Genomic DNA, 25771 nt, shown 5'->3' on the forward strand with positions numbered 1-25771 from the left:
CGGGGCGGGCGCCTTTCCTGGGGGGCCAGGTGGGGAACCGCCGAACGGGGCCCCTCAGGCGCGGGGGGCGCGGTCCGCCGGTCCCACGACCCCCCGGACCACCCCCAGTTCCACCAGGTCCTGCGGGCGGACGCGGAGCCGGTCCGCCGTCTCCTCCACCTCCTGTGGGGGCCGTTTGAGGATGGCCGCCGCGAGTTCCGGTGCGATCACCGAGAAGTAGCTGTCGGGGGTGACCCACGTGTTGCCGGGGGCCGTGAGCGCCAGCGCCCCGCCGGAACCGCCCTCGCCGACGACCAGCGTGGTGACCGGCGTACGGGCGGCGGCCACGGCGCCGAACAGGTCGGCGATGGCGGGCCCCGCGCCCTGCCGCTCCGCCTCCGCGTCGTTCGCCGCGCCCGGCGTGTCCACCAGCGTCAGCACCGGGATGCCGAGCCGGTCCGCGAGCCGGACCAGCCGGGCGGCGGTGCGGTACCCGGCGGGCCGGGTCGCCGCCCCGGTCTGCGCCGCGTAGGCGACCGTACGGCCCTGGCGCTCACCGAAGCCGCACACCATGCCGTCCGGGTCCGTACCGCCGCACCGGTCGCCGCTGATCGTGACGCGGGACGTGAGGAAGGCGTCCAGGTAGGCCGTGGCGCGCGGGCGTTCGGGCGCGCGGGCGCGGCGGACGGCGTCCCAGCCGGTGGCCGGGAGGTCCGCCCTGCCCAGCGCGGGCGGCGGCGGCACCGGCGCGGCGGAGGGACGGGTCAGCAGCCGCAGCCAGCGGCCCAGCGTCCCCCGCAGCTCCTCCGGCCGTACCAGCGCGTCCGCCGACCCCGCCGCCACCTGCGCCTCGGCCGTGTACGCCGCCGGGTCCGCGTCCGCGGGCCGCACCCGTGAACCGGCGAAGCCGACCTGCGCGCCGGGCAGGGCGAGGACCACGTCGGCGCCCGCGCCCAGGGTGGCCCACCCGCCGCCGGTCGTCGGGTCCCGCACCACCGCGATCTGCGGCAGCCCGGCCTCCCGGACGAGCGCCGACGCGCGGGCCACCCGCTGGAGCTGGGTGAGGGCGAGCATGCCCTCCTGCATCCGGCTGCCCCCGGTGGCGACCAGCGGCACCACCGGCAGCCGGTGCGCGCGGGCGTGGTCGTACGCCGCCACCAGCCGGTCCCCGGTGCGCTCACCGAGCGAGCCGCCGAGGAACCCGAACTCGAAGGCGACGACGACGGCCCGGGTGCCCCCGACGCTCGCGGTGCCGCAGACCACGGACTCCCGCTCGCCGGTGCGCTCGGCGGCACGGGCGCGGGCGGCGCCGTAGCCGGGCCAGCCGAGCGGGCCGTCGGGGGACGGCTTCCGCGTGGGGTGGCCGAGTTCGGTGAAGTCGTCCGTGACGAGGGCGACGGCCTCCCGTGCGGACAGCCGGTCAGCCACGGGACAGCGCCCGCTTCATGATCTTCCCCATGTCGTTGCGGGGGAGGGCGTCGAGGTGGTGGACCACGCGCGGCCGCTTGTGCGGGGCGAGGCGCCCGGCGACATGACCGGCCAGCTCCTCCAGGCCGGGCGGGGACTGCGGGTCGGCCGGCACCACCCATGCCACGATCCGCTCGCCCAGGTCGGCGTCCGGCTCCCCGGTGACCGCGGCCTCCCGCACCCCCGGATGCTCCAGCAGCGCGTTCTCGATCTCACCCGCGCCGATCTTGTACCCGCCGCTCTTGATCAGGTCGGTGGCCTTGCGGCCGACGATCCGGACGTACCCGTCGGGGTCGCGCACCGCCATGTCCCCGGTGCGGAACCAGCCGTCGGCGGTGAACGCGGCGGCCGTAGCGTCCGGCCGGTTCAGGTACTCCGTGAACAGGTTCGGCCCGCGCACCTGGATCTCGCCGACCGTCTCCCCGTCGTACGACGTGACCGGCGACCCGTCCTCCTCCACCAGCCGCAGCTCCACGCCCGGCAGCGGCACGCCCACCGTGCCGGGGCGGGCCTCGCCGTCCGCGCGGACGGCGGTGTTCATGAGCGTCTCCGTCATGCCGTACCGCTCGATGACCCGGCGTCCGGTCGCCGCCGCGATCCGCTCGTGGTCGTGCACGGGCAGCGCGGCGGAACCCGACACCAGCAGCCGCGCCCCGGCCAACGCCTTGGCCAGCTCCGGCCCGTCGGGCAGCGCCTCCGCGAGGCGGTGGTACATCGTCGGCACGCCGAACAGCATGGTCGCGCCGTCGTTCAGCTCCCGCGCCACGCCCTCGCCGGTGAACCTGCCCAGGTGGCGCACCGACCCACCGCGCCGCAGCGGGCCGAGGGTGCCGAGGACGAGGCCGTGCACGTGGAACAGCGGCAGCCCGTGCACCAGCACGTCCTCGCCGGTCCACCGCCAGGCGTCGGCGAGGGCGTCCAGGGTGGCGGCGATCGCGCGGCGCGGGATGACGGCGCCCTTGGGCGGGCCGGTGGTGCCGGAGGTGTAGACGATCAGGGCGGGGTCCTCCGGGGCCCGCTCGCGGTCGTCGGGGAGGGCGCCCCGGGCCGACGGGTCCACGTCGACGCGGGACAACTCACCCAGCGGGGCGGGGAGTTCCACGCCGGGCTCGGTGAGCACCAGGTCCGGGGCACTGTCGGTCAGGATGTGGCCGAGTTCCTTCCCGCCCGACTTCGGGTTGAGCGGCACCACGGTCACCCCGGCGACCAGCGCCGCCGTGACCGCGACCGCCGTCTCCAGCGCCGGTGTGGCCCAGACGGCGACCCGGCGCGCCCCCTTCAGCTCCCCGGCCACCGCGCCGGCCGCCGAGGCGAGCTCCCCGTACGTCAGTGAGCGCTCGCCGAAGCGCAGGGCGGGCCGGTCGGCGGCCGGGCCGTCGGTCAGGGCCGGGAAGAGAGAGGACACGCGTCGTACTCCTTAACTAGCTGTCGTACTTGACCGGCTGTCGTGGTGAAGGCTGCCAGGTGCTCGCCCCACCCGGGACCTACCCCCACCCGGGCACGACCATCACCAGCCACACCACCGCCGGGACCGCCGCGACCACGATCCCGCCGTACGCCATGCGCCGCCACGTCCGCACGGTCGCCGAGGTCCGCCTCCTGGACCGGGACCCGGAGGCGGACCGCTGAGCGCCTCCTGACCGTTTCCTGACCGTCTCCTGGCCGGTGAACGGCCTGTCGCGGCCCCGGCGCGGTTGCTACCCTGCCCGTCGATCAAGTGTTCGTACGAAGAGGGAGTCGCCGTGCCCCGTATCGCGCTCGTGACCTGCCGGCCCGGCCCCGACATCGCCGAGGACCGGGATCTGCCGGGGCTGGTGCGGGCGCTGGGGGAGGCGGGGGCCGAGGCGTCCGCCGAGGTGTGGGACGACGACGCCGTCGACTGGGCCGGTTTCGATCTCGTCGTGATCCGCTCCACGTGGGACTACAGCTGGCGGTCGGCGGAGTTCACCGCGTGGGCCGAGCGGTGCGGCACGCTCACCCGGCTGGCCAATCCGGCGGACGTGGTGCGCTGGAACACCGACAAGCGGTACCTGGGGGAGCTCGCCGCCGCCGGGGTGCCGGTGGTGGACACCCGGTACATCGCGGCGGGCGACCCGCTCGACCTCCCCGACGACCACGAGTACGTCGTCAAGCCCACCTCCGGCGCCGGCGCCCGGTTCGCCGCCCGCTACACCCCCGACCAGCACGACACGGCCGTACGGCATCTGCGGCGCATGCACGCCGAGGGGTTCACCGCGATGGTGCAGCCGTACCTGCGGGGCATCGAGACGTCCGGCGAGCGGGCGCTGCAGTTCTTCGGGGGCAACCTGCTGCACGCCAGCCGCAAGGGCCCCGTCCTCACTCCCGGCACCCCCTACGACCAGCGCAAGGTGGCCCACCCCGGACTGACCGACTGGGTCCCGACCCTCGAGGAAGCCGCCGTCGCCAGGAAGGCGATGGCCTCCGTCCCGGGCCGGCCCGAGTTGCTGTACGCGCGTGTCGACCTCGTGGACGGGGACGACGGCCGGCCCCGCGTGATGGAGCTGGAGCTGGTCGAGCCGAACCTGTTCCTGTGGCTGCACCCGGAGTCGGAGCGCTACGTCGTGGAGGAGATCCTCAAGGCCGCGGTCCGCTGACCTCCGTACGCTGCAACAGCCCCCACGTGAACTCGGCGACCACCTCGCGCCGTACGCCGCTCGCGTCCGGAGCCGTGAAGGCCAGACCCCACCGCGTCGGGGCCGAGCCCTCCAGCGGGCGGGCGGGGGCGAAGGCGCGGGTGGCCTCGTCGACCGTGCAGGACCAGGGGGTGAGGTCTTCGACCGTGTGGAGGGCGGGCGGTTCGGCGCCCGGTGCGCGGACCAGCCACTCGTTCCACACCGCGCCGCCCGCCGCCGTCAGCACCTCGAAGCGCAGGTCGGGCCAGAGCGGGACCGGCCACCGCCACGCCTCGCAGTCCAGGTCACCGATCCGGCGCGGGGTGCGGGACTCCGGCTCGCCGAGCACGGAACGGTAGCGGGACAGGGCCGGGCGGGAGCGCGGCGAACGGACCATCGCCTGCCAGCGCCTGTTGGCCTCCCGCATGTCCGCGAGGGAGACGCCCAGCCGGCGCCGGGCGTCCTCCACCGGGCCGGGGTTGTGGTCGGCCATGCGGCGCAGCAGCACGAGCTGGAAGTCGAGCTGGGTGAAGGGGGACTGTTTTCCGGTGGGCACGGATTCATCGTCGCGCATCGTCCCATTGCCCGGGGTCGCCCGGTATCGCTAGCCTGTGTGTTCGCCATTCCGATCGCCTGTTGAAATCTCGAACGACCGCAGGCGCCTGAGACACATTAGGGAGGGGGCCGGTCGTGGGACGCCTCGTACCAGCCGTGACCCGGGCTCTCGACATTCTCGAGCTCTTCCTCGACGGGGACGGCACGCTCTCCGCCCCCGACATCGTGCGCAGGCTCCAACTGCCGCGCACCACCGTCCATGAGCTGGTGACCACGCTCGCCGCCCGGAAGTACATCGTCCCGGTGGCCGGCCAGCCCGGCCGCTACCGGCTCGGCGTACGCCCGTACCAGCTCGGCGCCCGCTACGCCGAGCACCTCGACCTCGCCGCCGAGGGCCAGCAGGTCGCCCGCTCCGTCGCCGAGACCTGCGACGAGACGGTGCACGTGGCGATCCTGGAGGACACCGACGTCATCTACATCGCCAAGGTGGACTCCACCCACGCGGTGCGGATGGTGTCGGCGGCCGGCCGCCGGCTGCCCGCCCACTGCACCTCCGTCGGCAAGATGCTGCTGGCCTCCCTTCCCGAGCACGAACTCGCCGCGCGCGTCCCCGACGGCGCCGAGCTGTCCGCGATGACCCCCAACAGCATCACCGACGTGACCGCCCTGCGCGAGACCCTCGCGGAGATCCGCGCCCGGGGCGTCGCCGTGGAGAGCCGCGAGTCCAACCCGGACGTCTCCTGCGTCGCCGCCCCGGTGCGCGACCGTACGGGGCAGGTGGTCGCCGCGCTGTCCATCTCCGTACCGATGATCCGCTGGAGCGACGAGCGGCTCGGCGAGCTGGAGCAGCTCGCAGTGAAGGGCGCCGCCGAACTGTCCGAGCGGCTGGGCTACAGGAGCGTGGCATGACGCACACCTACGACGTCGCCGTCCGTGCGGAGGCGACCCTCGGCGAGGGACCCACCTGGGACCAGGCCGGCGGCCGCCTGCTGTGGATCGACATCCTCGGCTCCCGCGTCCACACCTACGATCCCGCCACCGGCCGGCGCACCGTGCGCCGCACCGAGCAGCACGTGGGCGCCGTCAAGCCCCGCGCGGGCGGCGGCCTCGTCCTCAACCTGCGGGACGGCATCGGCCTGCTCGACCCCGACGGCACCTTCCGCTGGCTGCACCACGAGGTCGTCCCCGGCCGCCGCGCCAACGACGCCGCCGTCGCCCCCGACGGCAGCCTGTGGGCGGGCACCATGCGCTACGACGAGGCGCCCTGTGGCGGCACGCTCTCCCGCGTCACCGGCGACGGCACGGTGCGCGTGCTGCTGGACGACGTGGCGGTGAGCAACGGCACCGGCTGGAGCCCCGACGGGCGGCTGATGTACTACATCGACTCGCCGACCCGCCGGATCGACGTCTTCGACGTCGGCGAGGCGGACGGCAGGATCACGAACCGCCGTTCGTTCGCCGCGATCGAGGACGGCGCCGGCTTCCCCGACGGTCTGTGCGTGGACGCCGACGGCTGCGTCTGGGTCGCCCTGTGGGACGGCGGTGCGGTACGCCGCTACACCCCCTCCGGCGACCTGGACCGGGTGATCCCCCTCCCCGTCCCCCTCGTCACGGCCTGCGCCTTCGGCGGCCCCGACCTGACGGACCTGTACGTCACCACGGCCCGCGTCGGGCTCGACTCCCCGCATCCCCTGGCGGGCTCCCTGCTGGTGGTACCGGGCGCGGGCAAGGGGGTGCCCCAGCCGCCGTTCGCGGGGTGACTCGCCCCGCCGCCCCGGTCCCGTCACCTCGCGGGGACCCCAGGGGGTACTGCCCTCGGGGTCCCCATGGAGAACGGAGCCGAGGAACCGGTATCGGCCCGGACAGGCCGAGGTACCCGTACCGTGGATGGTGCCTTTGGGGTTGCTGACAACTCCCCGGAGGCACCCTGGCTTCACGCCTTTGCCGTTGCCACCTCGCGCATCCGGCCGGACAGCTCCCGCACCGCACGCGTCTTGGCGTAGGGCACGAGTTCCTTGCGCATCGTGGCGAAGTGATCGTCACCGCGTACGGACGACACGTGCTCGTACTCGTCCAGAAACCGTCCCCACGACTCGCACGACGCATCCACGTGCCCGTACCGCAATTGCCGCTGGGCCAGGAGCGCATACGCGTGGACACGACCCTGCCGCTCGTTGGCCGGCTGGACCTTGATGGACTGTTTCAGCGCACTGATACTGCCGGGCAGGTCGTTCTCCTCCGACAGCACGTGAGAAACATGGAAGAGGTAGGCGGTCCGGTCATAACCACCGATGGCGTCACGCCGGTTGTCGGCCTTCGCCAGAGCCGACTCCGCCTCGCGGAGCCGGGCATAGGCCTGACGGCGGTCACCGACCATGCTCGCCGCGTGCGCTTGCTGTCCCCGCAGGAACGCCACCAGGCGGGGACCGGCCGATGGTGCCGCCTCGGCCGCCGAGTCCGCCAGTTCCAGCGCCATTCGCCCGTGCCGCAGGTTCGACGCCTGGAGGGACATGCCGCGCAGGGTCCGGCAGTAGGTCACGTGGTCCTGCGCCTCGTCGGCGAGCTTGAGCGCCTGGACGTAGTACTTCTGGCCCAGGCCGTGTGCCTTCTCGTACATGGCCATCCACCCGGTCAGGTACGTCAGGTCCGACGCGGCGGCGAGCATGTCCAGCTTCACCGACCGGGACGCTTGCGCCCTCAACCACGGGCCGACCGTGTTGGTGAGAAACGCGGCCGCCATGGGGCGGGCGTGGCCGGCGCCGAACTCGTCAAGGATGTCGGCGATCCGTTCCGTCATGGAGCGCACTGAGGCGACTTGGGACGCCCCGATCCGGGTGGCGGCCCTGCCCGGCGTGACCGGGGTGCCGGCGGCCCGCGCTGTGCCCTGGAACGCAGGCACCGACAGCGCAGCGGAGAAGACAGTTGCGGCCAGGATGCCGCGACGGGATGGGTCCATGTCTGCCCTTCCTAGGTCGATCAGCTCCTCCACGGTGTCAACCGGTCGGGAGCCGTCAATGGACAGAGCGGGCTGAAGACCGGCCTCCGCATGGGTGACCGGGCGGCCCAAGCGAGCGGACAGCGCTTCCAGGATCAGCGGTCTGACCTGGGGTCTCGGCGGCGTACCGGCAATCCAGTGCGCAACGGCCGTTCGGTCGTACGAAAGGTGCAGCCCGGCCTGCGGGCCAAGCCTGTTCACCTGCTGGGCCAACTGCGTGCGCGTCCAGTGTGCCTGTTCGAGCAGCCTGTCCAAGGCAGGGTTGGGCGTGCGTTTTCTCGTGGCCATGCCCTCAACTCCCGACAGCTCCACGGCGTTCACGGTGTTCACGGTCCCACCTGCCTCCAACGGTACCCGCAGACAGTGACCACGCGGTTACCTCTTGCGAGGAAAGCGATCGAACTCGGCCCGTAGGAGGAGCGGTGACCAGCGCACCACCAGTGAGAAAAGGCGCCGTCGCGGTGGCGGACGGCCTCTGTCATGAGCGCCAGTACCAGCGGGCACGCCTGACCGACGACCGGATGAGCGTGTGTTTCGAGGTCTGCCCGCCCCGGACCGGGGACGGTATCTCCGAACGGGACGCGTGCCGCGTGCGGACGGCCCGGCGGCTGACCGCGGCCCGGCTGCGGTACTGCGGTCTGGAGGCGCTGGTCGACGACGCCGTCCTGATCGTCTCCGAGCTGGTCACCAACGCCATCCAGCACGGCGACGGCGCATGGGTCACCTTCACCATGACGGTCCGCGACGGCTTCCTGCGCCTGGCCGTGCATGACGGGACACCGGGCCGGCCGGTCGTCCGCCACGCCGACCCCGACGCGGAGAGCGGCCGCGGCCTGTTCCTCGTCGACTGCCTCGCCGCCGCCCATGGCGGCACCTGGGGAACCAGCGACGACGGAACCACCACCTGGTGCAGCCTCGCTATCCCTGGCGGCCGGCCGTGACCGCACAGGCCCGCCCACCCCACGATCGGCTCGTCGCCACCCGACGTTCGAGGGAGGCGGGATGACGTCCGCCCGTACCGCTCTGCCCCGTACGAGAGGGAACATCGTGCGCCCCGAACCGCCCCCGGTCCCGTTCGTCGTCCAGCGCGAGGGGGAGGAAGCCGCCCCGGACAACCTGATGCTGACCACGCTCGGGCCGGGCCGCTACCGGCTGCGCTACGCCGACGAAGACCCCCGCGACCGGGACCTGCGCGGCGTGTTGTGGGCCCGCTGCTCCTTCGGCCCCGTCGACGATCTCGGGAAGCCGACGGGCCGGCCGCAGTGGCGACTGATGCACCCCCTGCGGCAGCGGGGAACGATGCAGTCGCTGCGCTGCCAGGTCTGCGCCGAGTCCGCACGGACCCCGCTCGGGTTCCCGAGATCGTCGACCCGGACACCGTGGACCTTGAGCAGCCGACGATCCTCACCAACCAGCCCCCGGTGTGCGCCCGGCACGTGCGCCCCGCCGCCGACCTGCGCCCGCACCTCACCCCCGACCCGATGGTGTTCCTCGCACAGAGCGCACCCCTGTACGGGGTCAACGGCGTCGGTTACGGCTATGGCGCACACGGCGTGCAGGCCGTGCAACGGCCCGCGGGGCCGATCCCGTACGGCCACGAACTCCTGACGACCGTCCTCGCCTCACAGATGGTGCGCCGGCTCAGCTCCTTCCGGACCGTGAGCCTGGACGAACTGCTGTGGGAGCTGGAGCGCGCCGCATAGACCCCTGCCAGTCGGCTCGGCTGTTCCCCGGCCGGGCCACCGGACAGGTTCAGCTTCCGGCGCGAGGACAAACTGTCCGGCTCACGTCCCCGTTACCCGCTTGAGCTGCGCCGTCGCGAGGTGCGTATGGCCGCCGAGGTCCGCGGCGGCCATACGACCGAAACGGCGGCCCTGCGGTCCGTCGCCGAGAAGCTGGACAGCCGAGGTTGTTGCTTGCACCGCAGACGGAGTCCCGCAGGGCCCGTGCTCTGTCCGCCGCTTCCGCCCTCGGATGTGGCGCGGCGGACAGGCCGGTCACAGACCCATGACGACCACACGGTCCCCGCACAGCTTGCGCAGATCGTCCTCGTCGGAGGTGAAAACGGTGACCGGCCCCGGCTGTCGCAGGGCGACGGCGGCCAGGGCCGCGTCGATTGCGTACTTGTGGCCGTGGAGACCGGCTTCCTTGAGCAGCTCGACGGCATCCTTGGCGATGTCCTCGGTCACCGGCTCGATGTGAATCCGGGAGAGGGCCCGGTGCCAGGCCGGGAGACAGGTCCGTACGTCGTACGCCTCGATCAGGGTCATGGACGTGGTCATCACGCGGATGCCGGAGAGGTGGGCCGTTTTGAGGCGCCCCTTCATCGCGGTGACCCCCCGCACGGTCTGGGACAGGCCCTCGGAGTCGAGCAGATAGACGGCGCTGTTCCTCACGCGACGTGGTGCTCCTGTCCGGCCTGCTGCTCGGCGACACGCTCCGCACGGACTCTCTCCGCATGGGCGTGCTCGATCTTCTTGCGCTCGGCCTCGGCCGCGGTGAGTTCCTCCTCGGTGACGGGGCCGTATTCCGTCTCCAGCCAGTCGACGAGTTCGCCGAGCCGGTCCTGCTCCCGCCGACGCTCTATGGCCTGTGTGACATAGCGGCTGAACCCACCAGGGCCCACCTCCGCCCGGATGGCCTCGGCGAGCTCCTCGGGAAGCGTGACGGTGTACTTCTTGGTTGCCATACCAGCGACCATGCCGTCCTCATCGCCGATGGGAGACCTGGGCGACGGCGGAATCACCCCATAGAGCGTGTCTGCGCACACGACCGTGTTCAGCACACGCACGTGAGGTGGGTCGCCGGGGCGAGCGGCGCAGCCTGTCGGATGCTCGACGGGCTCTCGGCCCGGGGCCCGTGGTTGGTCATCATGTGCGCCGGCCACGGCGACGCCTCCGTGGTCGTGGCGCGTGACGCGGACGGCCTGGTCGCCCTGCTCCTGGCGGACCGCCGCCCCGCGGACGCCTGACCACGGGTGTGGTCGCCGCCCCGGTCCGTACCTCGTCGTCCGCCCCTCGGCTCACACCCCCGTGCGGTCCAGTCCCCGCAGGACCTCGCGTTCCCCCGGTGTCAGCGGGGGCTCGGTCGACGGGGGGAGCGGGGAGCCGGTCACGGCCGCCAGTACCGCGGAGGGCCGGAACATGCGGCCCGGAGAGGCGCGCAGGCTGGTGACGTCCCAGACCGCCGAGGCCGCCGCGTAGGAGCCCGTCGCCGTCCTCATCATGCGGCGGGTGTAGGCCGTCACCATCCGGTCGCCGACACCCGGCGGCGTCGCGCCCCGTACGTCCGGGTACAGCACGTCCTGCCCGACCGCCATCGACCACGCCGCGTCCGCCGCCCGCGCCGCGCCCCGCACCACCCGCCGGGCCAGACCCGGCGCGCCGAGGTCCCCGCTCCGCTCCAGTTCCCGCCCGAGGACCCGCGCGCCGAACGCGGCCACCGACATCCCGTGCCCGTACGCCGGGTTGAACGTGGCCAGCGCGTCCCCGAGGACCACGAACCCCTCCGGCCAGCGCGGCATCCGCTCCAGGTACCGCCGCACATTGCTGGTCGAGCGGCTCAGGTGCACGTCCGTGAGCGGTTCCGCGCCGGAGATCAGCCGGCCCACGATGGGGTCGGGCAGGCCGAGGGTGTAACGCAGGAACCCCTCCGGGTCCGCCGGGGGTTCGCCGCCGCGCGAGCCGCCGCAGCTCACCAGCCAGCGGCCGCCCTCGATCGGCATCACCATCGCGCTGCGGGCCGGCCGGGACACGTACGGGTTGGCCTGCACGATCGTCAGCGGGAACCGTTCCGCGCCGTCCGGCACCCGGTAGACGCGCGACGCGTTGACCAGTCCGGAGTCCACCGTCCGTTCCTCCACGCCGGTCAGTCCGAGCCCGTCGAGCCAGCCGGTGACCCGCGTCCCGCGTCCGCTCGCGTCGACGACCAGGTCCGCCTCGAGGTCGGTGTCCCCGCCGGGCGTCGCGATCCGCACCCCGCGCACCCGCCCCGCGGAGCCCGTCAGCCCGACCGCCGCGGCCTTGCGGACCTCCACCGGCACCCGTTCCCGCACCGTCGTGCGCACCACCCAGTCCACCAGCGCCCGGCTGCACGTCACCATCACCGGCCCCTCGCGGCGCCACCGCCGCAGCCAGCCCTCGGAGGTGAGCGCGAGCACGCCCGAGCTGAGCGGGACCTCGTGCGCCCCGGCGGCCAGCAGCCGCCCCCGCAGTCCCGCGCCCGGCAGCAGCTCCTCCATGGCGTCCAGGCCGCCCGCCATCAGCAGGTGCGCGTGCCGGCCCTGCGGCAGCCCCTTGCGGTGTTCCGGGCCGTCCGGCAGTTCGTCGCGGTCCAGGACGATCACCTCGTCCGCTCCCGCGCGGGACAGCACCGCCGCGGCCAGCATGCCGGCCAGGCCGGCACCGATGACGACAGCTCTACGCGACATGGGGCTCCTCAGGTTCGGTCACGGTTCCGGTCGGGGAGGACGGCGCCGCGCGCGCGGCGGGAGGGCGGTGCAGCGCCTGGGCCAGCGCCACCAGCCCGTCGGTGCCGGAGACCTCGGTGGCGTGCAGCCGGTACGTACCGGTGGTCTCGGGCGGTTCCTCGCGGGCGGCGGCCCGGCGCGCCGCGTCGGCGAGCATGGCCGCCTCGGCCGCCAGCCGCGCCTCGTGGGGGGAGCGGCCCGCGCGCAGGGCGGTGTCCCGGACCCGTTCGCGGACTCGGTGGTCGAAGTAGGGCGCCAGCGCGAGCAGCGCGTCGTGGATCGACACCTCGCGCCACTGCAGCCGTGCCTGCGGCAGCTGCCACCAGGCGGCCCGCGGCTTGGGCGCGGTCGGCACCGACCTCACCAGCGACCACAGCGGGCCCAGCCGCCGGTAGTCGCCGAGCCCCCGCCACTGAGCGCGGGCGGACGGCAGCAGCCGGGGCAGCGCGAACCCGGCCGAGCACAGCAGCGCGGCCAGCGAGGCCATCGGCGGGGCGACCACGGTGGACAGGAAGTCCAGGTCGTGCCCCGACCAACGGGCCACCACCGCCGTGTACTTGGTCAGCTGGAACCCCACCACGTCCAGCAGCGCCCCCACCAGGATCAGCCGCAGCCCGGTCCGCAGCAGCCCGCCGACCTCGCGCCCCCACTTGACGCAGACGGCGCACATCACCAGCATCGCCGCGCTGTGCCCGACCAGGTACAGCAGGATCATCTCCCGCATGAACGGGGTGTTGGCGTAGTACGTGTCGAGGTCGGTCAGCCGCTCGGTGTCCGCGTCGGCGAGCGCGAACAGGACGACGATGGCGGCCACCAGCGCACCGTAGGCGGCCACGCTGCGCAGCACCATGCGCCGCACCCGCTCCCGCGACCCGCCCCGCCAGTTGATCAGCAGCACCAGCACCGCGCAGCTGTACGCGGAGAGCATCCCGTAGGTCAGCGGGGCCCCGAAGTTGGGGATGCCGGTGAGGGAGTTGACGGCGCCCAGGGTGGCCGGGGCGGCGCACACGAAGACCAGGGCGCCCAGGATGATCGCGGCGCAGGTGGACAGGGTGAGCGGGTTGCGCGGGGCCGCCGTGCGCGGGCGGCGGAACAGCAGCACGGACGTCATCCCGAACACGAAGGCCGCCAGGTAGACGACGAGACTCATACCGGCCGGCTCCTTGCGTCCGGGGCCCCGTTCACGCGGTCCCCGCCGTGGTCGTGCCGCTCGGCACCGAGGCGGCGGCCGGCGCCGGGGCCGTACCGGCCAGCGCGTCGGCGATCCGGGCCAGGGCGGCCGGGTCCGGCACCCGGTCCGGGAGGCGGGCGCCGCCGTCGCGCGGCGGGACCCGGTGCCCCGGTTCCGCCTCGGCGCGCACCGCGGCGGTGATCACCGCCGCCCACGCGGCGGCCTCCGCGCGCTCCGCCTCCCCCGTCGCCGCCAGCACCCCGGCGCGGGTCCGGTCGTACAGCTCCCGGTCGAAGTAGGCGTCCAGGTGGCTGAGCGCGTTGTGGATGCTGGTCTGGCGCCACACCAGCCGCGTCGTGGGGGAGGCGAGTCCGGGCCGGGGCAGCCGCAGCGTCCGGCGGGTGAGGAGGTCGTCCAGCGCCCGCTCCAGCGGTTCCAGCCGGGCGTACGTCCGCCGTGCCCGCCGCCACTCGGCGATCCGGGGCGCCGCCAGCGGCACCAGCACCCCGACGACCGTCAGCAGGGCGCCGAGCCCGGCGGCGGCCGGGGAGACGGTGGTGCCGAGCCCCGACCAGTCCCGCCCGGACCAGCGGGCGCCCACCGCGACCAGCTTGGCCACGCTGTATCCGGCCCCGCACAGCGAACCGGTGCCGAGCAGCGTCAGCCCCGCCCGCAGTCCGCCCCGTACCCGGCGCGCCCAGCGCAGCGAGGACACGGCGGTGACGGTCACCGCGGTGAGGTGCGCGAGCAGGTACAGCACGATCATCTGGGCGATGAACGGTGTCGTCGCGTAGTAGGTGTCCAGGTCGGTACGGCGTTCCACGGGCGCCTCGCCGAGCGCGAACGTCACCGTGATGCCGAGGACGACGACGGCGTAGGCGAGCAGCCAGCGGCGGGCGGTGCGGCGCACCCGGGGCCCGCCGCGCCAGTGCACGACGAGGAGCTGGGACGCGGCGCAGTACCCGGTGATCACCACGTAGGTGACCGGTGCCGCGAGGTTCGGCACGTCGCCGATCCGGTTGACGGCGCCGACGGTCGGCGGCGCCCCCAGGAAGAAGCACAGGCCCGCCAGGCCCAGCACCGCGCAGATCGCCCGCAGGTACGGGTCGTGCCGGTGCCGCAGCAGGTCGGGGGCCTTCACCAGCAGGCCGAGCCACAGCGCCCCGCAGCTGACGTAGTTGATCAGGCCGCTCATCCCCTGGTCCCGCGGTAGTTGAGTGCGGCCCCGATGCGTCCGGCGAGGTCCTGCGGGTCGCCGGGGTCGCCGCCCTCCGCGGCGTACACCGAGTCGGTGGAGGCGTCCAGCCAGGTGCGCAGCCGGCGGCCCATCAGCATGCCGAAGCGGTCGGCCTCCTGTTCCTCGGCCAGGCTGAAGTCGGTGCGCGCGGCGACCGGTCCGGTCCGCTCACCGGCCTCCTCCCGGCGGCGGTTCATGTGCCACACCTCGTGGCAGAGGATCACGATCTGGTGCCACACGGCGGCCCGTTCGTCCACCACCACGTGGTCGTTGCCCTCGCGCTCCAGCCACAGTCCGCTCGCCGTGTGCGGGGGGAACGCCGCCCGGTGGACGACCACGTCACGTCCCCGCCAGGCGCTGACGGAGGCGACCAGTGCCTCGAACAGGACCTCGGGGTCCGCCGGGACCGCCACCCGGATGGGGTCGATGAGGGCGTCAGCGAGGCGACGCATCTCCTTCCTGGTCCGCACCGCTGTCTCCCTGTTCCCCTGGGTGTCGCCCGGTCACCTGTGCAATATGCCAAGTCGGGCGCCGTTCGGGCCAGTTCCCGAGGTGAAACGGTCACTCGGTGACCGCCGTGGTGTCCCCGGGTGCCATGGCGGGCGCGCGGACCTCCCGGACCGTGCCGGGCCGGCGCGGGGCGCGCGGGTCGGCCCCGGTCCCGCGGGGCGGCCCGTCGGCGTGGCGTGCGTGACCGCGGCGGGCACCGGCCCCGTCCTCGACGGCGCGGGGGATCACCACGGCCGTGTCCGCGAACCCCATCCCGTCCCCCCGCTCCCGTTCGCCGCCGGACCCAAGGCCGTTCGAGCCTACGCGGCCCGACGCGTCCGCGTCAGACGTCAGGCGAGGGGCGTCCGCGGGAAGTCCCGCTGTGAGTTCTTGTCCGGGCCATTGACGCACCGCTCCTTCCCCCTTACGGTCCGTTCGAAGTTACGTGCATCATTCGAGATTTCGAACGATCCATGAACGGATGGGGCAGGGCATGGGACGACCTGGCCTGAATCGCAGGCAACTCCTCACCATGATGGGCGGACTGACCGTCGCCGGAAGCTTCGGCTTCGCGGCACTGGGGACCGGCGCCGACGCGCTCGCCTCCGGAGCGGACACCCGCGTGCGCTACTGGAACCTCTTCAGCGGCGGCGACGGATACAACATGATCGCGATGCTGGACTCCTTCCGGAAGGACAACCCCGGCATCGAGGTGAAGGACTCCACCCTCCAGTGGGGCAGCCCCTTCTACACCAAGCTCGCCATGGCGGCCGCGGGCAACCGCGCACCCGACCTCGGCGTCATGCACCTGGGCCGCGTCACCGGTTTCTCACCCGGCCGCCTCCTCGACCCCTGGGACGTGGAACTGCTCGCCGAGTACGGCGTGAAGGAGGCCGACTTCAACCCCGAGCTGTGGAAACGCGCCGTCGTCGACGGCAGGCTCTACGCTCTCCCGCTCGACATCCACGTCCAGCTCTGCTTCTACCGCAAGGACGTGCTGAAGAAGGCCGGCCTGCTCGGCGCCGACGGCCGCATCGTGCCCGTCACCTCGGTCGACACCTGGTTCGACGTGCTCAAGGAGGCCAAGGCGGCCGCCGGGAAGGGCCTGCAGACCATCGGCATGTGGTCCGCCGACCAGAACTTCCAGTGGTGGTTCTTCGTCGCCTTCTACACCCAGCTCGGCGGCACCTGGTTCGACGACGCGAACACCGAGGTCACCTTCGACACCGACAAGGCCACCCAGGTCCTGGAGTTCCTGCGCCGGCACATCACCGACGGGTACGCGAACCCGGACTTCGCGGGCGGCGCGGGCGCCGAACAGTTCGTCAACGGCGGCCCCTTCGTCTGGGAGGGCAACTGGTCGGTACCGGTCTTCGACGGCGCCGGGATCGACTACGGCGCGATCCCGCTGCCACCCGTCTTCGGCAGACAGGCCACCCACGCCGAGTCGCACGCCTTCGTCCTGCCGCACCAGTCCGGCCGCGGCGGCGCCGCCGACGAGGGCGCGCACCGGCTCGCCGCCTACATCGTCCGGCACGCCCGGCAGTGGGCCGCCGGCGGACACATCCCCGCCCACACGCCCACCCTGTCCACGGCCGCCTACCGGAAGCTCGACCCGCAGAACGAGTACGTGTCGGCGATGGACCACCAGGCCACCGAGCCGAAGGTGTGGTTCGCCGGCTCCACCGGCATCCTCGCCCAGCGCGTCGGCCCCGTCGTCGTCTCCTCGACGATGGGCTCCGCCCGGCCGGACGCCGCCGCCCGCGCCATGAAGAGCACCCTCACCCAACTGCTCGCCTCGAAGAACCCCATGGACGGCCGCACCGCCGCGCAGGGAGGTGCGGCCGCATGACGACGACCGGTGCCGGGACCGTCATCGCGCCCACCCGCGTGCGGACCGCCGCGGACAGCGCCACCGTCCGCCGCAGGCAGGGCTTCCAGCACGGCGGCTGGTTCGTCGCCCCGTTCCTCGCCCTGTTCACGCTCTTCGTGATCTGGCCGCTGCTGCGCGGCCTCTACCTCAGCTTCACCGACGCCAATATCTCCGGCGACGGCGCGGACCTCATCGGCCTCGACAACTACCGCGAGGCCCTCGACGACCCGCTGGTGTGGGAATCGCTCGGCCACAGCGCGTACTTCACGCTCCTGGTGGTGCCCTGCATCACGGTCCTCGCCTTCCTCCTCGCGATGCTCGCCCACCACATCGAGCGCGGCAAGTGGCTGTGGCGGCTGTGCTTCTTCGCCCCGTTCCTGCTGCCCTCCACCGTCGCCGCCAACCTGTGGCAGTGGCTGTTCAACCCCGGCACCGGCATGGTCAACCACGTCTTCGGCATCGAGACGCCCTGGCTGAACGACAAGGCGTACGCGATGCTCGCCGTCGTCATCTGCACCCTGTGGTGGACGGTCGGCTTCAGCTTCCTGCTCTACCTCGCGGCCCTCCAGGGCATCCCCGGACACCTCTACGAGGCCGCCAGGCTGGACGGCGCGAACGCCTGGCACCGGACGGTCCACATCACCCTGCCGATGCTGCGCCACATCACCGGCCTCGTCGTCGCCCTGCAGATCCTCGCCTCGCTCCAGGTCTTCGACCAGGCCGTCGTGATGATGGACTTCCTGCCCGGCCCGGAAGGATCCACCAGGACGTTCGTGCAGTACACCCTCGAAGAGGGCTTCACCGGCTACCGCGTGGGCTACGCCTCCGCCGTCTCCATCATCTTCTTCGTGATCATCGCGGCCGTCGCCCTCGCCCGGATGTGGCTGCTGCGCAACCGTGAGGAGGGCATCCGATGACCACGAGCCCCTCGGGGCCCACGGAAAGGAGGGTCCACCCGTGACCACCGCCGCACAGCGGACACCGGCCAGGCCCCGCCGCCCCTGGACGCCCGGTCAGATCGTCCTCACCCTCCTCGGCACCGCCGTCTCCGCCGTCTTCCTCGCCCCGCTCGCCTGGGCCCTGCTCACCTCCCTCAAGTCGGAGACCGAGGCCGTCGAGGTACCGCCGCACTGGCTGCCCGAGGAGTGGACCGGCCAGGCCTGGACGGCCATCTTCGAGACCGGCAACATCACCAACTGGTTCGTGAACTCCCTGGTGGTGTCCGTCTGCGTGACGACGATCGTGCTGACGGTCAGCGCCCTGGCCGGGTACGGCTTCGCCCGCACCGAGTTCCGCGGCAAGAACGTCCTGATGGGCGTCGTCATGGCCGGCCTCATGGTCTCCCCGGCCGTGCTCGGCGTCCCCCTGTTCACCACCGTCCAGCAGATGGGCATGGTCGACACCTACTGGGGCATGATCCTGCCGCAGTGCGCGCCCGCCGCGATGGTCTACATCCTCTACAAGTTCTTCCAGGGCGTCCCGCGCGAACTGGAGGAGGCCGCCTTCATCGACGGCGCCGGCCGCTGGCGCGTCTTCCTCACCGTCGTCGTGCCGCTCTCCCGCCCCTCCCTCGCGGCGGTCGGCATCTTCACCTTCATCAGCTCCTGGAACAACTTCCTGTGGCCCTATATGGTCACCAACAACCCCGACCTGATGACCATGCCGAACGGCATCGCCACCGTCATGAACTCCTACGGCATCCAGTGGGCCCAGCTCATGGCCGGCGGCCTCATGGCGGGCCTGCCGCTGATCGTCGTCTTCGTCTTCTTCCAGCGCCAGATCGTGGCGGGCGTCGCCCACACGGGTCTGGCCGGCCAGTGACCCCGCACTCCGCGACCCCGCACTCCGCACCGCACCGGAAGGACCTCATGCGAACCGCCCGCTTCACCCTGGACCCCGCCTTCACCGTGGGCGAGGTCAACCCCCGCCTCTTCGGCTCGTTCGTGGAACACCTGGGCCGCTGCGTGTACACCGGCATCTTCGAGCCCGACCACCCCACCGCGGACGCGGAGGGCCTGCGCACGGACGTCCTCGACCTGGTCAGGGAACTCGGCGTCACCGCCGTCCGCTACCCCGGCGGCAACTTCGTCTCCGGCTACAAGTGGGAGGACTCCGTCGGCCCCGTCGAGGACCGCCCCCGCCGCCTCGACCTCGCCTGGCGCTCCACCGAGACCAACCGCTTCGGCCTCTCCGAGTACATCGCCTTCCTGAAGAAGATCGGCCCCCAGGCCGAGCCCATGATGGCCGTCAACCTCGGCACCCGGGGCGTCGCCGAGGCCCTGGAGCTCCAGGAGTACGCCAACCACCCCTCCGGCACCGCCCTGTCGGACCTGCGCGTCGAACACGGCGACAAGGACCCGTTCGGCATCCGCATGTGGTGCCTCGGCAACGAGATGGACGGCCCCTGGCAGACCGGCCACAAGACCGCCGAGGAGTACGGCCGGATCGCCGCCGAGACCGCCCGCGCCATGCGCCAGATCGACCCCGGCGTCGAACTCGTCGCCTGCGGCTCCTCCGGCCAGGCCATGGAGACCTTCGCCCAGTGGGAGGCGACGGTCCTGAAGGAGACCTACGACCTGGTCGACTACATCTCCCTGCACGCCTACTACGAGCCGCTCGACGGCGACGTCGACTCCTTCCTCGCCTCCGCCGTCGACATGGAGTCCTTCATCGAGAACGTGATCGCCACCTGCGACCACGTCGGCGCCCTCCTCAAGTCCAGGAAGAAGATCGACCTCTCCTTCGACGAGTGGAACGTCTGGTACCTGTCCCGGACCGAGGCCCAGGTCAGCGCCCTGGACTGGCCCGAGGCCCCCCGCCTGCTCGAGGACAGCTACAGCGTCACCGACGCCGTCGTCTTCGGCTCGCTCCTCATCGCCCTGCTGCGGCACGCGGACCGCGTCACCGTGGCCTGCCTCGCCCAGCTCGTCAACGTGATCGCCCCGATCATGACCGAGCCCGGCGGCCCGGCCTGGCGGCAGACGACGTTCTTCCCGTTCGCCCAGGCCTCGAAGTACGGCCGCGGCGAGGTGCTCGACGTCCGCGTGGACTCACCGACGTACGAGACGAAGAGGTACGGCGAGGCCGACCTGCTGCACGCCACCGCCGTGCGCGCCGGGGACGGCACGGTCACCGTCTTCGCCGTCAACCGCAGCCGCACCGAGTCCCTGCCGCTGGACGTCGCCCTCAACGGCCTGGACCTCACCGAGGTCGTCGAGCACAGCGCCCTCGCGGACGCCGACCCCGACGCCCGCAACACCCTCGCCGAGCCCGAGCGGGTCCTCCCGCACCCGGTCGACGGCACGACCCTGGGCGACGGCCGGCTCTCCGCCGTGCTGGAGCCGCTGTCCTGGAACGTGATCCGGCTGGCGTGAGCCGCCCGGTACGACGCGCCCGGCGGTGGGCTCATCTCCCCGGTGAGTCCACCGCCTCCACCGGAACCCCGCCCAGCGCCGCGCCCAGCAGCGTCAGCCGCACCTCGCGCGGACCCGAGGGCGTGGTCCCGTCGGACAGCACCGCCAGGGCCAGTGTGTTGGTCCCCCGTGTGCGCAGGATCCCGTTCGGCAGGACGAAGGTGTGCTGCGGGCCCACGTCGTTGATGTACTGGCCCATGTTCCAGCCGTTGAGGAAGACCTGGACCCGGTAGGCGCGCTCCGGATCGTCGTCGAGGGTGAGCCCGATCGAGGCGTCCACGTCGGCGGGCACGTCCAGCCGGAACCCCGTCCGGTACCAGACCACCCCCTGCCGCCGCTCCTCCCGCGGGAACTCCACGGCCCGCCACTCCCGGTCGTCGAAGCCGGGCAGGTGCCAGCCCTCCCGCTCCCCGTACAGGCCGCCGTTGTTCAGCGGACCGCGCACCCGGTCCGGCGCCGTGGCGCCCTGGATCCGCCACTCCACGTCCCGGGACGCGCCCTTGAACCCGGCCGAGACGAGCCCGCGCGCGGCCTTGTGCGGGTCCCGCGCCCGCGCGTCCCCGTCGTGCTGCATCGGCCGTACGAGCACGGACAGCACGTGCGGGCCCCGCTCGCGCCGTTTCCTCGGCACGTCGAAGGAGGCCGTCGCCGTCCACGTGCCCCGCCGGGCCGTGTCCCCGTCCGGCACCGGCATGCGGTGCGTGCCCAGCGGGCGGCCGTCCAGCCAGGCCATCAGCAGTCCCTGCGTACCGGTGCGGTAGGACAGCGACACGGACTCGACGCCACGCGTGTCCTCGAACCGGCCCCGGTACCAGACGTCGCCGTGGTGGAAGCCGTAGTCGTCCGCGAAGAGGACGGGGCCGCCCCCGGACACGGGCGTGGTGCTGTGCGACGCGGTGAGGTCGGCGGGCGGCCACGCCGAGTCGTCGAAACCGGCCTCGGCCTCCGGGTTCTCCGCCCGCCGGCGCCAGCCCTCCAGCGCGGGCAGCCGCACCTCGGGCACGCCCGGCATCAGCCCCTCCATCAGCAGGCTCCCGGCCCGGCTGACCTGGGTGCGCACCGGACGGCCGTTCCAGGTCACGGCGGTGATCCCGCGCGGTGCCCACACCTCCAGGCCGGTCTCGCCGACGAGGTCGCCGACGAGGTGGGCGGTGGCACCGCGCAGGGTGACCGAGCGCAGCAGCGCCGGGCCGTAGACCAGCATCGGGCCGGACGGGGTCTCGTACGGCCACAGGCGCAGCGCGGTCGCGTCGTCGGCGAACAGCAGCACCATGGGCGTCTCGGAGTCCCCGCCCTCGAGCAGCACCCGGCTCAGTCCGCCCACGCCCAGCGGCACCACGACGTTCAGCCTGCCCCGGTCGTAGGACCATCCGGGCTCGTTGTCCAGCCGGTAGGTGAGCGGCTCGCTGTCGCAGTCCAGCGCGATCTGCGCGGTCTCACCGCCGCGGCCCGCGAACAGGGCGATGTCCTGCCGTCCGACGGTCGTGCTCAGCACGGGCTGCGCGGTGGTGTACGCCAGTCTCCGCCGGCCCAGTTCCAGCCCGGTGGTGAGCAGCTTGGCGTCCCGCGCGCCGACGGTGACCGGCACGTCGATGCCGGTGCCGGGCAGCATCGAGGTGACCGGTTCCGCGGAGTCGTTGTGCAGGACGTACACCTGGGCGCCGGTGTCGGGGTTGGCCAGGTGGCGCACCTTCAGCCGGTCGTCCTCGGCCCGCACCTCCTTCGCCGGGTCCAGCCGGGCGAGGTCGGGCACGGTCCGCAGCAGGTGGCCGAGCTGCTGGAGCGCGGCCAGCTTCGGCGTCGGCCGGCGGCCCTCGGTGATCGCCGCCCCGTAGTCGTACGAGGTGTAGACGTTCGGTGCGGGCAGCCAGCCCCACGAGGTCCCGCCGAACGCCACGCGGACGTTGTGCACGGTGACGCCGTCGGCGAGGCTCGTGAGGTGGTCGCGCCGGGCGCGGGCCGCGTCGTGCGTCCGCCGCACCTCCGCGTAGCCCTTGCCGCCGGAGGCGGCCCCGCCCCACGGGTCGGCCGCCCCGCCGGACGCCCCGGCCACGACGCCGGGCGTCCGCCGGCCGGTCCCGCGGACGCCGAAACGCCCGTCCGCGTGGAACAGCGGTACGTCGATGCGGTCGGCGCGTGCCCGGTCGTACAGGTGGGTCAGGTAGGCCCGCCCGGCCGGATCGTCGGCGGGGACCTCGAACCCGTCCTCGAACTGGTACAGCAGTACGGTGCCGCCGCCCGCGGTGAACAGGTGCCGGACGGCGATGCGGTTGACGGCGCTCAGCCATTCGTCGGCGTGCCGCAGGTACTCCGGGTCGGTGGTGCGGGCGCGGCCCCCGGCGGCCGCCAGCCAGCCGGGGAGGCCGCCGGCGTCGAGGTCGGCGGAGCCGAGGTACGGGCCGGGGCGCAGGATGACGTACAGCCGCTCCTCGGCGGCCATGGTCAGGAAGAGGTCCAGGTCCCGCACGCCGGTGAAGTCGTACGTCCCGGGGGCGGGGGAGTGGTGGTTCCACGGCACGGGGACGCCGACCGCGTTGCACCCGGCCGCGCGCAGCTTCTGCAGCACGTCCCGCCACAGGGACGGGCTGGGCAGCCGGAAGGGGTGCAGCTCGCCGGACCACAGCACCAGGCGCCGGCCGTCGACCAGCAGCGAGTACCGGTCGTGGCCGATCCGGTGCCGCCTGCCGTCCGCGCCCGGGGGAGGGGGCGGCGGGCCCGTCGGGACGCCGCGCGGCCCGTGCGCGCCGGTCGCCGCCCCGCCGCTGCCGGCCAGCGCGAGACCGAGCGCCGCCGTACCGGCCAGGGCGGTGAAGGTACGCCTGCTGAGCTCCAAGGGAGCGCCTCCTGCTTGTACTGCCACACGGGGTGCCAGTGGGCCATTGTCCACGAACCGGTGCCCCCGCGTTCACGCGAGGGTTCCGTTACGCCTGCTTCCTCCCGTTTCGATGGGGCGGAAGTGAATGGCCGGAGTTCACCCTGTCCGCCGGTCGCGGGGCTCCCGAGGACGGAGGACCATGGCTGGTGGGCTGCTCCCGGGCGCGGCGGCGGCCGGTGGGGTGACGGCGGGTGACGGGGTGGGGTGTGCCGGGGGTCACTCCCCGGTGTCGTGGCCGCGCAGGTGGAGTGAGCGCAGGGCCACCTCGAGGGCGAAGCGGTGGTCGGGGTCGGTGAGCCGGTCGCCCAGGTGGGCGTCCAGGTTCCGCAGGCGGTAGCGGACGGTCTGGGCGTGCACGCCCAGCATCTCGCCGACCTGCTCGGCGGGCGCCCGGGTGGAGACGTGGACCCGGAGCGTCTCGACGAGCCGGTGGCGCCGCCCGGCGGGCAGCCCGTCGAGCGGGGCCAGTTCGCGGGCCGCGAGCTGGTCGACCAGGGCCGGGTCGGACAGCAGCCACAGGGTGACCAGGTGGTCCTCGCAGCGGACCAGCGGGGCGTCGGGCACCACACCGTCGTCGACGAGCTGGAGCACCCGGCGCGCCCAGCGGACGGAGTCGGCGGCCTGCGCGAGCGGCACGGTCAGGCCCGCCGCGGCACGGGTGCCGGACAGGGCCGTGCCGAGCATCGCGAGGCGCTGCGGGGTGAGGTCACCGGGAACGAGCAGGTGCGGCTGGGGGATGTCGAGGTCGGCGAGGACGTCGCCGTCGAGGGCCGCCTGGATGTGGTCCGGCGCCGGGGGGCGGAGGGCGACGAGGGTGCAGGTGCGGGGGAGTTCCCAGGCGGCGGCCTCGCACAGTTCGGAGACGGTCGTCCGGGGCAGCGGCGACGAGGCCAGGATCAGGTGGAGCAGCCGTCTGCGCAACGCGGACACCTCGGACGCGGCCCGCTCCCGCACCTCCGCGTACCCCTCGCGGGTGACCGCCTCCAGCTCCTCGACGTACGCGAAGAGGGCGTCCGCGAAGGCGAGGATGAGGGCGGGGGAGAGGTTGTGCTGCCGTCCCACCGACTTGGCCCGGCGCAGCGCGATGCGGGCGCCGAGCCGGTAGGCGCCCTGCAGGGTCTCCAGGTCGCGGCCCTCGTAGGCCTCCACCCGGCCGAACCTGCGCAGCAGCTGGTCCCGCAGGTCCGGGCTCCTGTCCGGGTCGGCGACCCGGTCCACGAAGGTGACCAGCGCCTGTTCCACGCCCTGGCGGATCGCGTCTCCGCCCGGGCCGTTGAGCAGCCGCCCGTACACCGGGTAGGCGCGGGTGACCTCGGCCCGTATCTCGTTCAGCAGTCCCGGCAGTTCCGGCCGTATGAAGGCCGCGAACTGCCGGGGTAAGGGCTCGAGCGGTTCACCGACCTCCGGGGACCGTGTGGTCGAGGGCATCAGCGACCCCTTGCTCTCCGACGTGTCCGGCGGGTGGCCGGGCGGGCGGTGTCCGGCCGGGTGGCGGACGCCGCCCGGACCGGGCCACCAGGTCATGCCGGTCCGAGAAGCTGAAAGTAAATCAACTTCCGTTTCCTGTACACCATTTGGGCGTAACTGCTTCACTGTGGCGCGGGTCGTTCGCCGTGACGGCCGGGAACCGCCGCCGGGTGGCCGTCACCTGACGGCGGAGTGCCAGTTCTCCGCGAGCACCCGGCCGGCCTCGGGGGCCGCGGTGCCGGGCGCGTTGAGGCCGGTGAGGTGGGTCCGCGTGTCGTCGAGGGTGAGGCTGTTGTTCCCGGAGGCGGAGGGCAGTCCGGTCTTCGCGTTGACCGCGGCGTTGATCAGGCCGATGTTCAGGCCGCAGCCGGTGGCTCCGGGGACCGCGAAGGTGCTGTCGTTCTGGGTGGCGCCGGTGAGGTTGATCCGGCTCATCTCGCCGGCCTCGTCGGGGGTGCCGTCGCCCTGGAAGAAGTCCATCCCGAAGGCGGGGTAGTCGCGGTTCTCCGGGCGCAGCAGGATCGGGTCCGACTTCGATCCGATGTAGCACTTGCTCCCCAGGAGCGGGTTCTCCAGGTGGATGCGGACCGGCAGGGCGACGATGGGCAGGTCCGTGAGGACGCCCGCGGTCTGGTCGAAGGCGTAGGGGGCGCCGACGGACTCCATGGTGGCGGTGATCCTGTTGAGGGCGGAGTTCTCGAGCGTCTCGCACAGGCCCGTGATCACCGGGATGTCGCTCGGGCACATCAGGCCGAGCAGGCCGCCGGGCACGGTGGCGGAGTCGGCGACGAGCGCGCCGGAGGGCGGGGCGACGACGCTGCTGGTGCCGTCCGCGTTCTGGACGACGCCGATCTGGAGGTTGGTCTTCCCCGTGACGACGGTGGTCCTGCCCAGCTTGATGGAGCCGCGGGCGGAGGTGGAGACCACGCACTGCGGGGTCCTGTCCAGGCCGTCGGCGGCCAGCATCGCCGGGGCGTCCACGGGGCAGCGGGTGAAGGGGGCCCACGCGCCGTTCAGCGCGGGCTCGGCGGCGGTCGCGGTCACCGGGGAGGCGAGGGCGCCGAGCGCGGTCAGGGCGGAGACGGCGGCGATCCTGGTGCGGGTGGTGAGCAGGGGCATGGGTGGTGGCCTTCCGTGGAGGAGGGAGGG

At 73.2% G+C, this 25771-nt stretch carries 24 protein-coding genes; 10 read left to right on the plus strand and 14 right to left on the minus strand.

Annotation, left to right across the window (positions count from 1 at the left end; translation table 11 throughout):
- Positions 1-54: 54 nt before the first annotated feature.
- On the minus strand, positions 55-1407 hold the full coding sequence (locus ACH5AO_RS20185; protein WP_398926458.1) for a carboxyl transferase domain-containing protein: 1353 nt from the start codon (positions 1405-1407) through the stop codon (positions 55-57).
- Positions 1400-2851 carry an acyl-CoA synthetase gene (locus ACH5AO_RS20190; RefSeq protein WP_398926460.1) on the minus strand — a complete coding sequence of 484 codons (1452 nt, stop codon included), beginning with the start codon at positions 2849-2851 and terminating at the stop codon, positions 1400-1402. The genes ACH5AO_RS20185 and ACH5AO_RS20190 overlap by 8 nt, the downstream gene beginning before the upstream one ends.
- 59 nt (positions 2852-2910) lie before the next feature.
- Here ACH5AO_RS20190 and ACH5AO_RS20195 point away from each other — a divergent pair, with 59 nt between their 5' ends.
- Both ACH5AO_RS20195 and ACH5AO_RS20200 read left to right on the plus strand, forming a co-directional pair.
- On the plus strand, positions 2911-3075 hold the full coding sequence (locus tag ACH5AO_RS20195; RefSeq protein ID WP_398926462.1) for a hypothetical protein: 165 nt from the start codon (positions 2911-2913) through the stop codon (positions 3073-3075).
- Positions 3076-3188: 113 nt separating this feature from the next.
- Positions 3189-4061 (plus strand): RimK family alpha-L-glutamate ligase, encoded by an 873-nt coding sequence (locus ACH5AO_RS20200; RefSeq protein WP_398926464.1) that lies wholly within the window; start codon positions 3189-3191, stop codon positions 4059-4061.
- On the opposite strand, the gene ACH5AO_RS20205 is transcribed toward ACH5AO_RS20200, so the two are convergent.
- A complete protein-coding gene (locus ACH5AO_RS20205; protein ID WP_398926467.1) occupies positions 4042-4653 on the minus strand; it encodes a hypothetical protein in 612 nt (203 codons plus the stop codon). The genes ACH5AO_RS20200 and ACH5AO_RS20205 overlap by 20 nt on opposite strands.
- Before the next feature lie 116 nt (positions 4654-4769).
- Here ACH5AO_RS20205 and ACH5AO_RS20210 point away from each other — a divergent pair, with 116 nt between their 5' ends.
- Together ACH5AO_RS20210 and ACH5AO_RS20215 are read left to right on the plus strand one after the other, a co-directional pair.
- On the plus strand, positions 4770-5543 hold the full coding sequence (locus tag ACH5AO_RS20210) for an IclR family transcriptional regulator (protein WP_398926470.1): 774 nt from the start codon (positions 4770-4772) through the stop codon (positions 5541-5543).
- Positions 5540-6394 carry an SMP-30/gluconolactonase/LRE family protein gene (locus ACH5AO_RS20215; RefSeq protein ID WP_398926472.1) on the plus strand — a complete coding sequence of 285 codons (855 nt, stop codon included), beginning with the start codon at positions 5540-5542 and terminating at the stop codon, positions 6392-6394. The genes ACH5AO_RS20210 and ACH5AO_RS20215 overlap by 4 nt, the downstream gene beginning before the upstream one ends.
- 173 nt (positions 6395-6567) lie before the next feature.
- Here ACH5AO_RS20215 and ACH5AO_RS20220 read toward each other — a convergent pair whose 3' ends face one another.
- Positions 6568-7917 carry a hypothetical protein gene (locus ACH5AO_RS20220; protein ID WP_398926865.1) on the minus strand — a complete coding sequence of 450 codons (1350 nt, stop codon included), beginning with the start codon at positions 7915-7917 and terminating at the stop codon, positions 6568-6570.
- Positions 7918-8051: 134 nt separating this feature from the next.
- On the opposite strand from ACH5AO_RS20220, the gene ACH5AO_RS20225 reads away from it, so the two are divergent.
- Positions 8052-8570, plus strand: coding sequence for an ATP-binding protein (locus tag ACH5AO_RS20225; RefSeq protein WP_398926474.1), 519 nt, complete (start codon positions 8052-8054; stop codon positions 8568-8570).
- Positions 8571-9008: 438 nt separating this feature from the next.
- Complete coding sequence (locus ACH5AO_RS20230) at positions 9009-9332, plus strand: hypothetical protein (RefSeq protein ID WP_398926476.1); 324 nt, start codon at positions 9009-9011, stop codon at positions 9330-9332.
- A gap of 294 nt (positions 9333-9626) precedes the next feature.
- Here ACH5AO_RS20230 and ACH5AO_RS20235 read toward each other — a convergent pair whose 3' ends face one another.
- The 7 genes from ACH5AO_RS20235 to ACH5AO_RS20265 all read right to left on the minus strand — a co-directional run bounded on the left by ACH5AO_RS20235 (position 9627) and on the right by ACH5AO_RS20265 (position 15267).
- Positions 9627-10025: a PIN domain-containing protein gene (locus tag ACH5AO_RS20235; protein ID WP_398926478.1), complete on the minus strand. Its 399-nt coding sequence runs from the start codon at positions 10023-10025 to the stop codon at positions 9627-9629.
- Positions 10022-10318, minus strand: a complete 297-nt coding sequence (locus ACH5AO_RS20240; RefSeq protein WP_398926480.1) for a hypothetical protein — start codon at positions 10316-10318, stop codon at positions 10022-10024. Before ACH5AO_RS20240 ends, ACH5AO_RS20235 begins: the two co-directional genes overlap by 4 nt.
- Positions 10319-10651: 333 nt before the next feature.
- Positions 10652-12058 carry an NAD(P)/FAD-dependent oxidoreductase gene (locus ACH5AO_RS20245; protein WP_398926482.1) on the minus strand — a complete coding sequence of 469 codons (1407 nt, stop codon included), beginning with the start codon at positions 12056-12058 and terminating at the stop codon, positions 10652-10654.
- Entirely contained in the window at positions 12048-13247 is a 1200-nt protein-coding gene (locus ACH5AO_RS20250; protein ID WP_398926484.1) for an MAB_1171c family putative transporter, read from the minus strand. Before ACH5AO_RS20250 ends, ACH5AO_RS20245 begins: the two co-directional genes overlap by 11 nt.
- A gap of 31 nt (positions 13248-13278) precedes the next feature.
- Positions 13279-14463, minus strand: a complete 1185-nt coding sequence (locus ACH5AO_RS20255) for an MAB_1171c family putative transporter (protein WP_398926486.1) — start codon at positions 14461-14463, stop codon at positions 13279-13281.
- Entirely contained in the window at positions 14460-14957 is a 498-nt protein-coding gene (locus ACH5AO_RS20260; protein WP_398926488.1) for a toxin, read from the minus strand. Before ACH5AO_RS20260 ends, ACH5AO_RS20255 begins: the two co-directional genes overlap by 4 nt.
- Positions 14958-15066: 109 nt before the next feature.
- Positions 15067-15267, minus strand: a complete 201-nt coding sequence (locus ACH5AO_RS20265; RefSeq protein ID WP_398926489.1) for a hypothetical protein — start codon at positions 15265-15267, stop codon at positions 15067-15069.
- A 220-nt stretch (positions 15268-15487) separates the two neighbouring features.
- Here ACH5AO_RS20265 and ACH5AO_RS20270 point away from each other — a divergent pair, with 220 nt between their 5' ends.
- Genes ACH5AO_RS20270 through ACH5AO_RS20285 form a run of 4 tightly spaced genes read left to right on the plus strand, consistent with a single transcriptional unit; the run spans position 15488 to position 20241 of the window.
- Positions 15488-16846, plus strand: coding sequence for an extracellular solute-binding protein (locus ACH5AO_RS20270; protein WP_398926491.1), 1359 nt, complete (start codon positions 15488-15490; stop codon positions 16844-16846).
- The gene (locus ACH5AO_RS20275) at positions 16843-17784 is read left to right on the plus strand and encodes a carbohydrate ABC transporter permease (RefSeq protein WP_398926493.1); all 942 of its coding nucleotides are present in this window, start codon (positions 16843-16845) and stop codon (positions 17782-17784) included. The genes ACH5AO_RS20270 and ACH5AO_RS20275 overlap by 4 nt, the downstream gene beginning before the upstream one ends.
- 40 nt (positions 17785-17824) lie before the next feature.
- Positions 17825-18688 carry a carbohydrate ABC transporter permease gene (locus ACH5AO_RS20280; protein WP_398926495.1) on the plus strand — a complete coding sequence of 288 codons (864 nt, stop codon included), beginning with the start codon at positions 17825-17827 and terminating at the stop codon, positions 18686-18688.
- Positions 18689-18735: 47 nt separating this feature from the next.
- Positions 18736-20241, plus strand: coding sequence for an alpha-N-arabinofuranosidase (locus ACH5AO_RS20285; RefSeq protein ID WP_398926497.1), 1506 nt, complete (start codon positions 18736-18738; stop codon positions 20239-20241).
- A 31-nt stretch (positions 20242-20272) separates the two neighbouring features.
- Here ACH5AO_RS20285 and ACH5AO_RS20290 read toward each other — a convergent pair whose 3' ends face one another.
- From ACH5AO_RS20290 to ACH5AO_RS20300, 3 genes are all read right to left on the minus strand, one after another.
- Entirely contained in the window at positions 20273-23113 is a 2841-nt protein-coding gene (locus ACH5AO_RS20290; RefSeq protein ID WP_398926499.1) for a beta-galactosidase, read from the minus strand.
- A gap of 258 nt (positions 23114-23371) precedes the next feature.
- Entirely contained in the window at positions 23372-24583 is a 1212-nt protein-coding gene (locus ACH5AO_RS20295; protein ID WP_398926501.1) for a helix-turn-helix domain-containing protein, read from the minus strand.
- Between the two features lie 216 nt (positions 24584-24799).
- Entirely contained in the window at positions 24800-25741 is a 942-nt protein-coding gene (locus ACH5AO_RS20300) for a hypothetical protein (protein WP_398926503.1), read from the minus strand.
- Positions 25742-25771: the final 30 nt, after the last annotated feature.

Origin of the sequence: Streptomyces sp. NPDC018964 (assembly GCF_044390325.1) — a bacterium.
Lineage (GTDB): Bacteria > Actinomycetota > Actinomycetes > Streptomycetales > Streptomycetaceae > Streptomyces.

What these genes read in the sequence shown, in the direction of transcription:
- ACH5AO_RS20285 (WP_398926497.1), top strand. Translation starts at nt 18,736, where the DNA reads ATGCGAACCGCCCGCTTCACCCTGGACCCCGCCTTCACCGTGGGCGAG.
- ACH5AO_RS20260 (WP_398926488.1), bottom strand. Translation starts at nt 14,957, where the DNA reads ATGCGTCGCCTCGCTGACGCCCTCATCGACCCCATCCGGGTGGCGGTC.
- ACH5AO_RS20250 (WP_398926484.1), bottom strand. Translation starts at nt 13,247, where the DNA reads ATGAGTCTCGTCGTCTACCTGGCGGCCTTCGTGTTCGGGATGACGTCC.
- ACH5AO_RS20245 (WP_398926482.1), bottom strand. Translation starts at nt 12,058, where the DNA reads ATGTCGCGTAGAGCTGTCGTCATCGGTGCCGGCCTGGCCGGCATGCTG.
- ACH5AO_RS20275 (WP_398926493.1), top strand. Translation starts at nt 16,843, where the DNA reads ATGACGACGACCGGTGCCGGGACCGTCATCGCGCCCACCCGCGTGCGG.
- ACH5AO_RS20300 (WP_398926503.1), bottom strand. Translation starts at nt 25,741, where the DNA reads ATGCCCCTGCTCACCACCCGCACCAGGATCGCCGCCGTCTCCGCCCTG.
- ACH5AO_RS20265 (WP_398926489.1), bottom strand. Translation starts at nt 15,267, where the DNA reads ATGGGGTTCGCGGACACGGCCGTGGTGATCCCCCGCGCCGTCGAGGAC.
- ACH5AO_RS20240 (WP_398926480.1), bottom strand. Translation starts at nt 10,318, where the DNA reads ATGGCAACCAAGAAGTACACCGTCACGCTTCCCGAGGAGCTCGCCGAG.
- ACH5AO_RS20205 (WP_398926467.1), bottom strand. Translation starts at nt 4,653, where the DNA reads ATGCGCGACGATGAATCCGTGCCCACCGGAAAACAGTCCCCCTTCACC.
- ACH5AO_RS20295 (WP_398926501.1), bottom strand. Translation starts at nt 24,583, where the DNA reads ATGCCCTCGACCACACGGTCCCCGGAGGTCGGTGAACCGCTCGAGCCC.
- ACH5AO_RS20220 (WP_398926865.1), bottom strand. Translation starts at nt 7,917, where the DNA reads ATGGCCACGAGAAAACGCACGCCCAACCCTGCCTTGGACAGGCTGCTC.
- ACH5AO_RS20215 (WP_398926472.1), top strand. Translation starts at nt 5,540, where the DNA reads ATGACGCACACCTACGACGTCGCCGTCCGTGCGGAGGCGACCCTCGGC.
- ACH5AO_RS20255 (WP_398926486.1), bottom strand. Translation starts at nt 14,463, where the DNA reads ATGAGCGGCCTGATCAACTACGTCAGCTGCGGGGCGCTGTGGCTCGGC.
- ACH5AO_RS20270 (WP_398926491.1), top strand. Translation starts at nt 15,488, where the DNA reads ATGGGACGACCTGGCCTGAATCGCAGGCAACTCCTCACCATGATGGGC.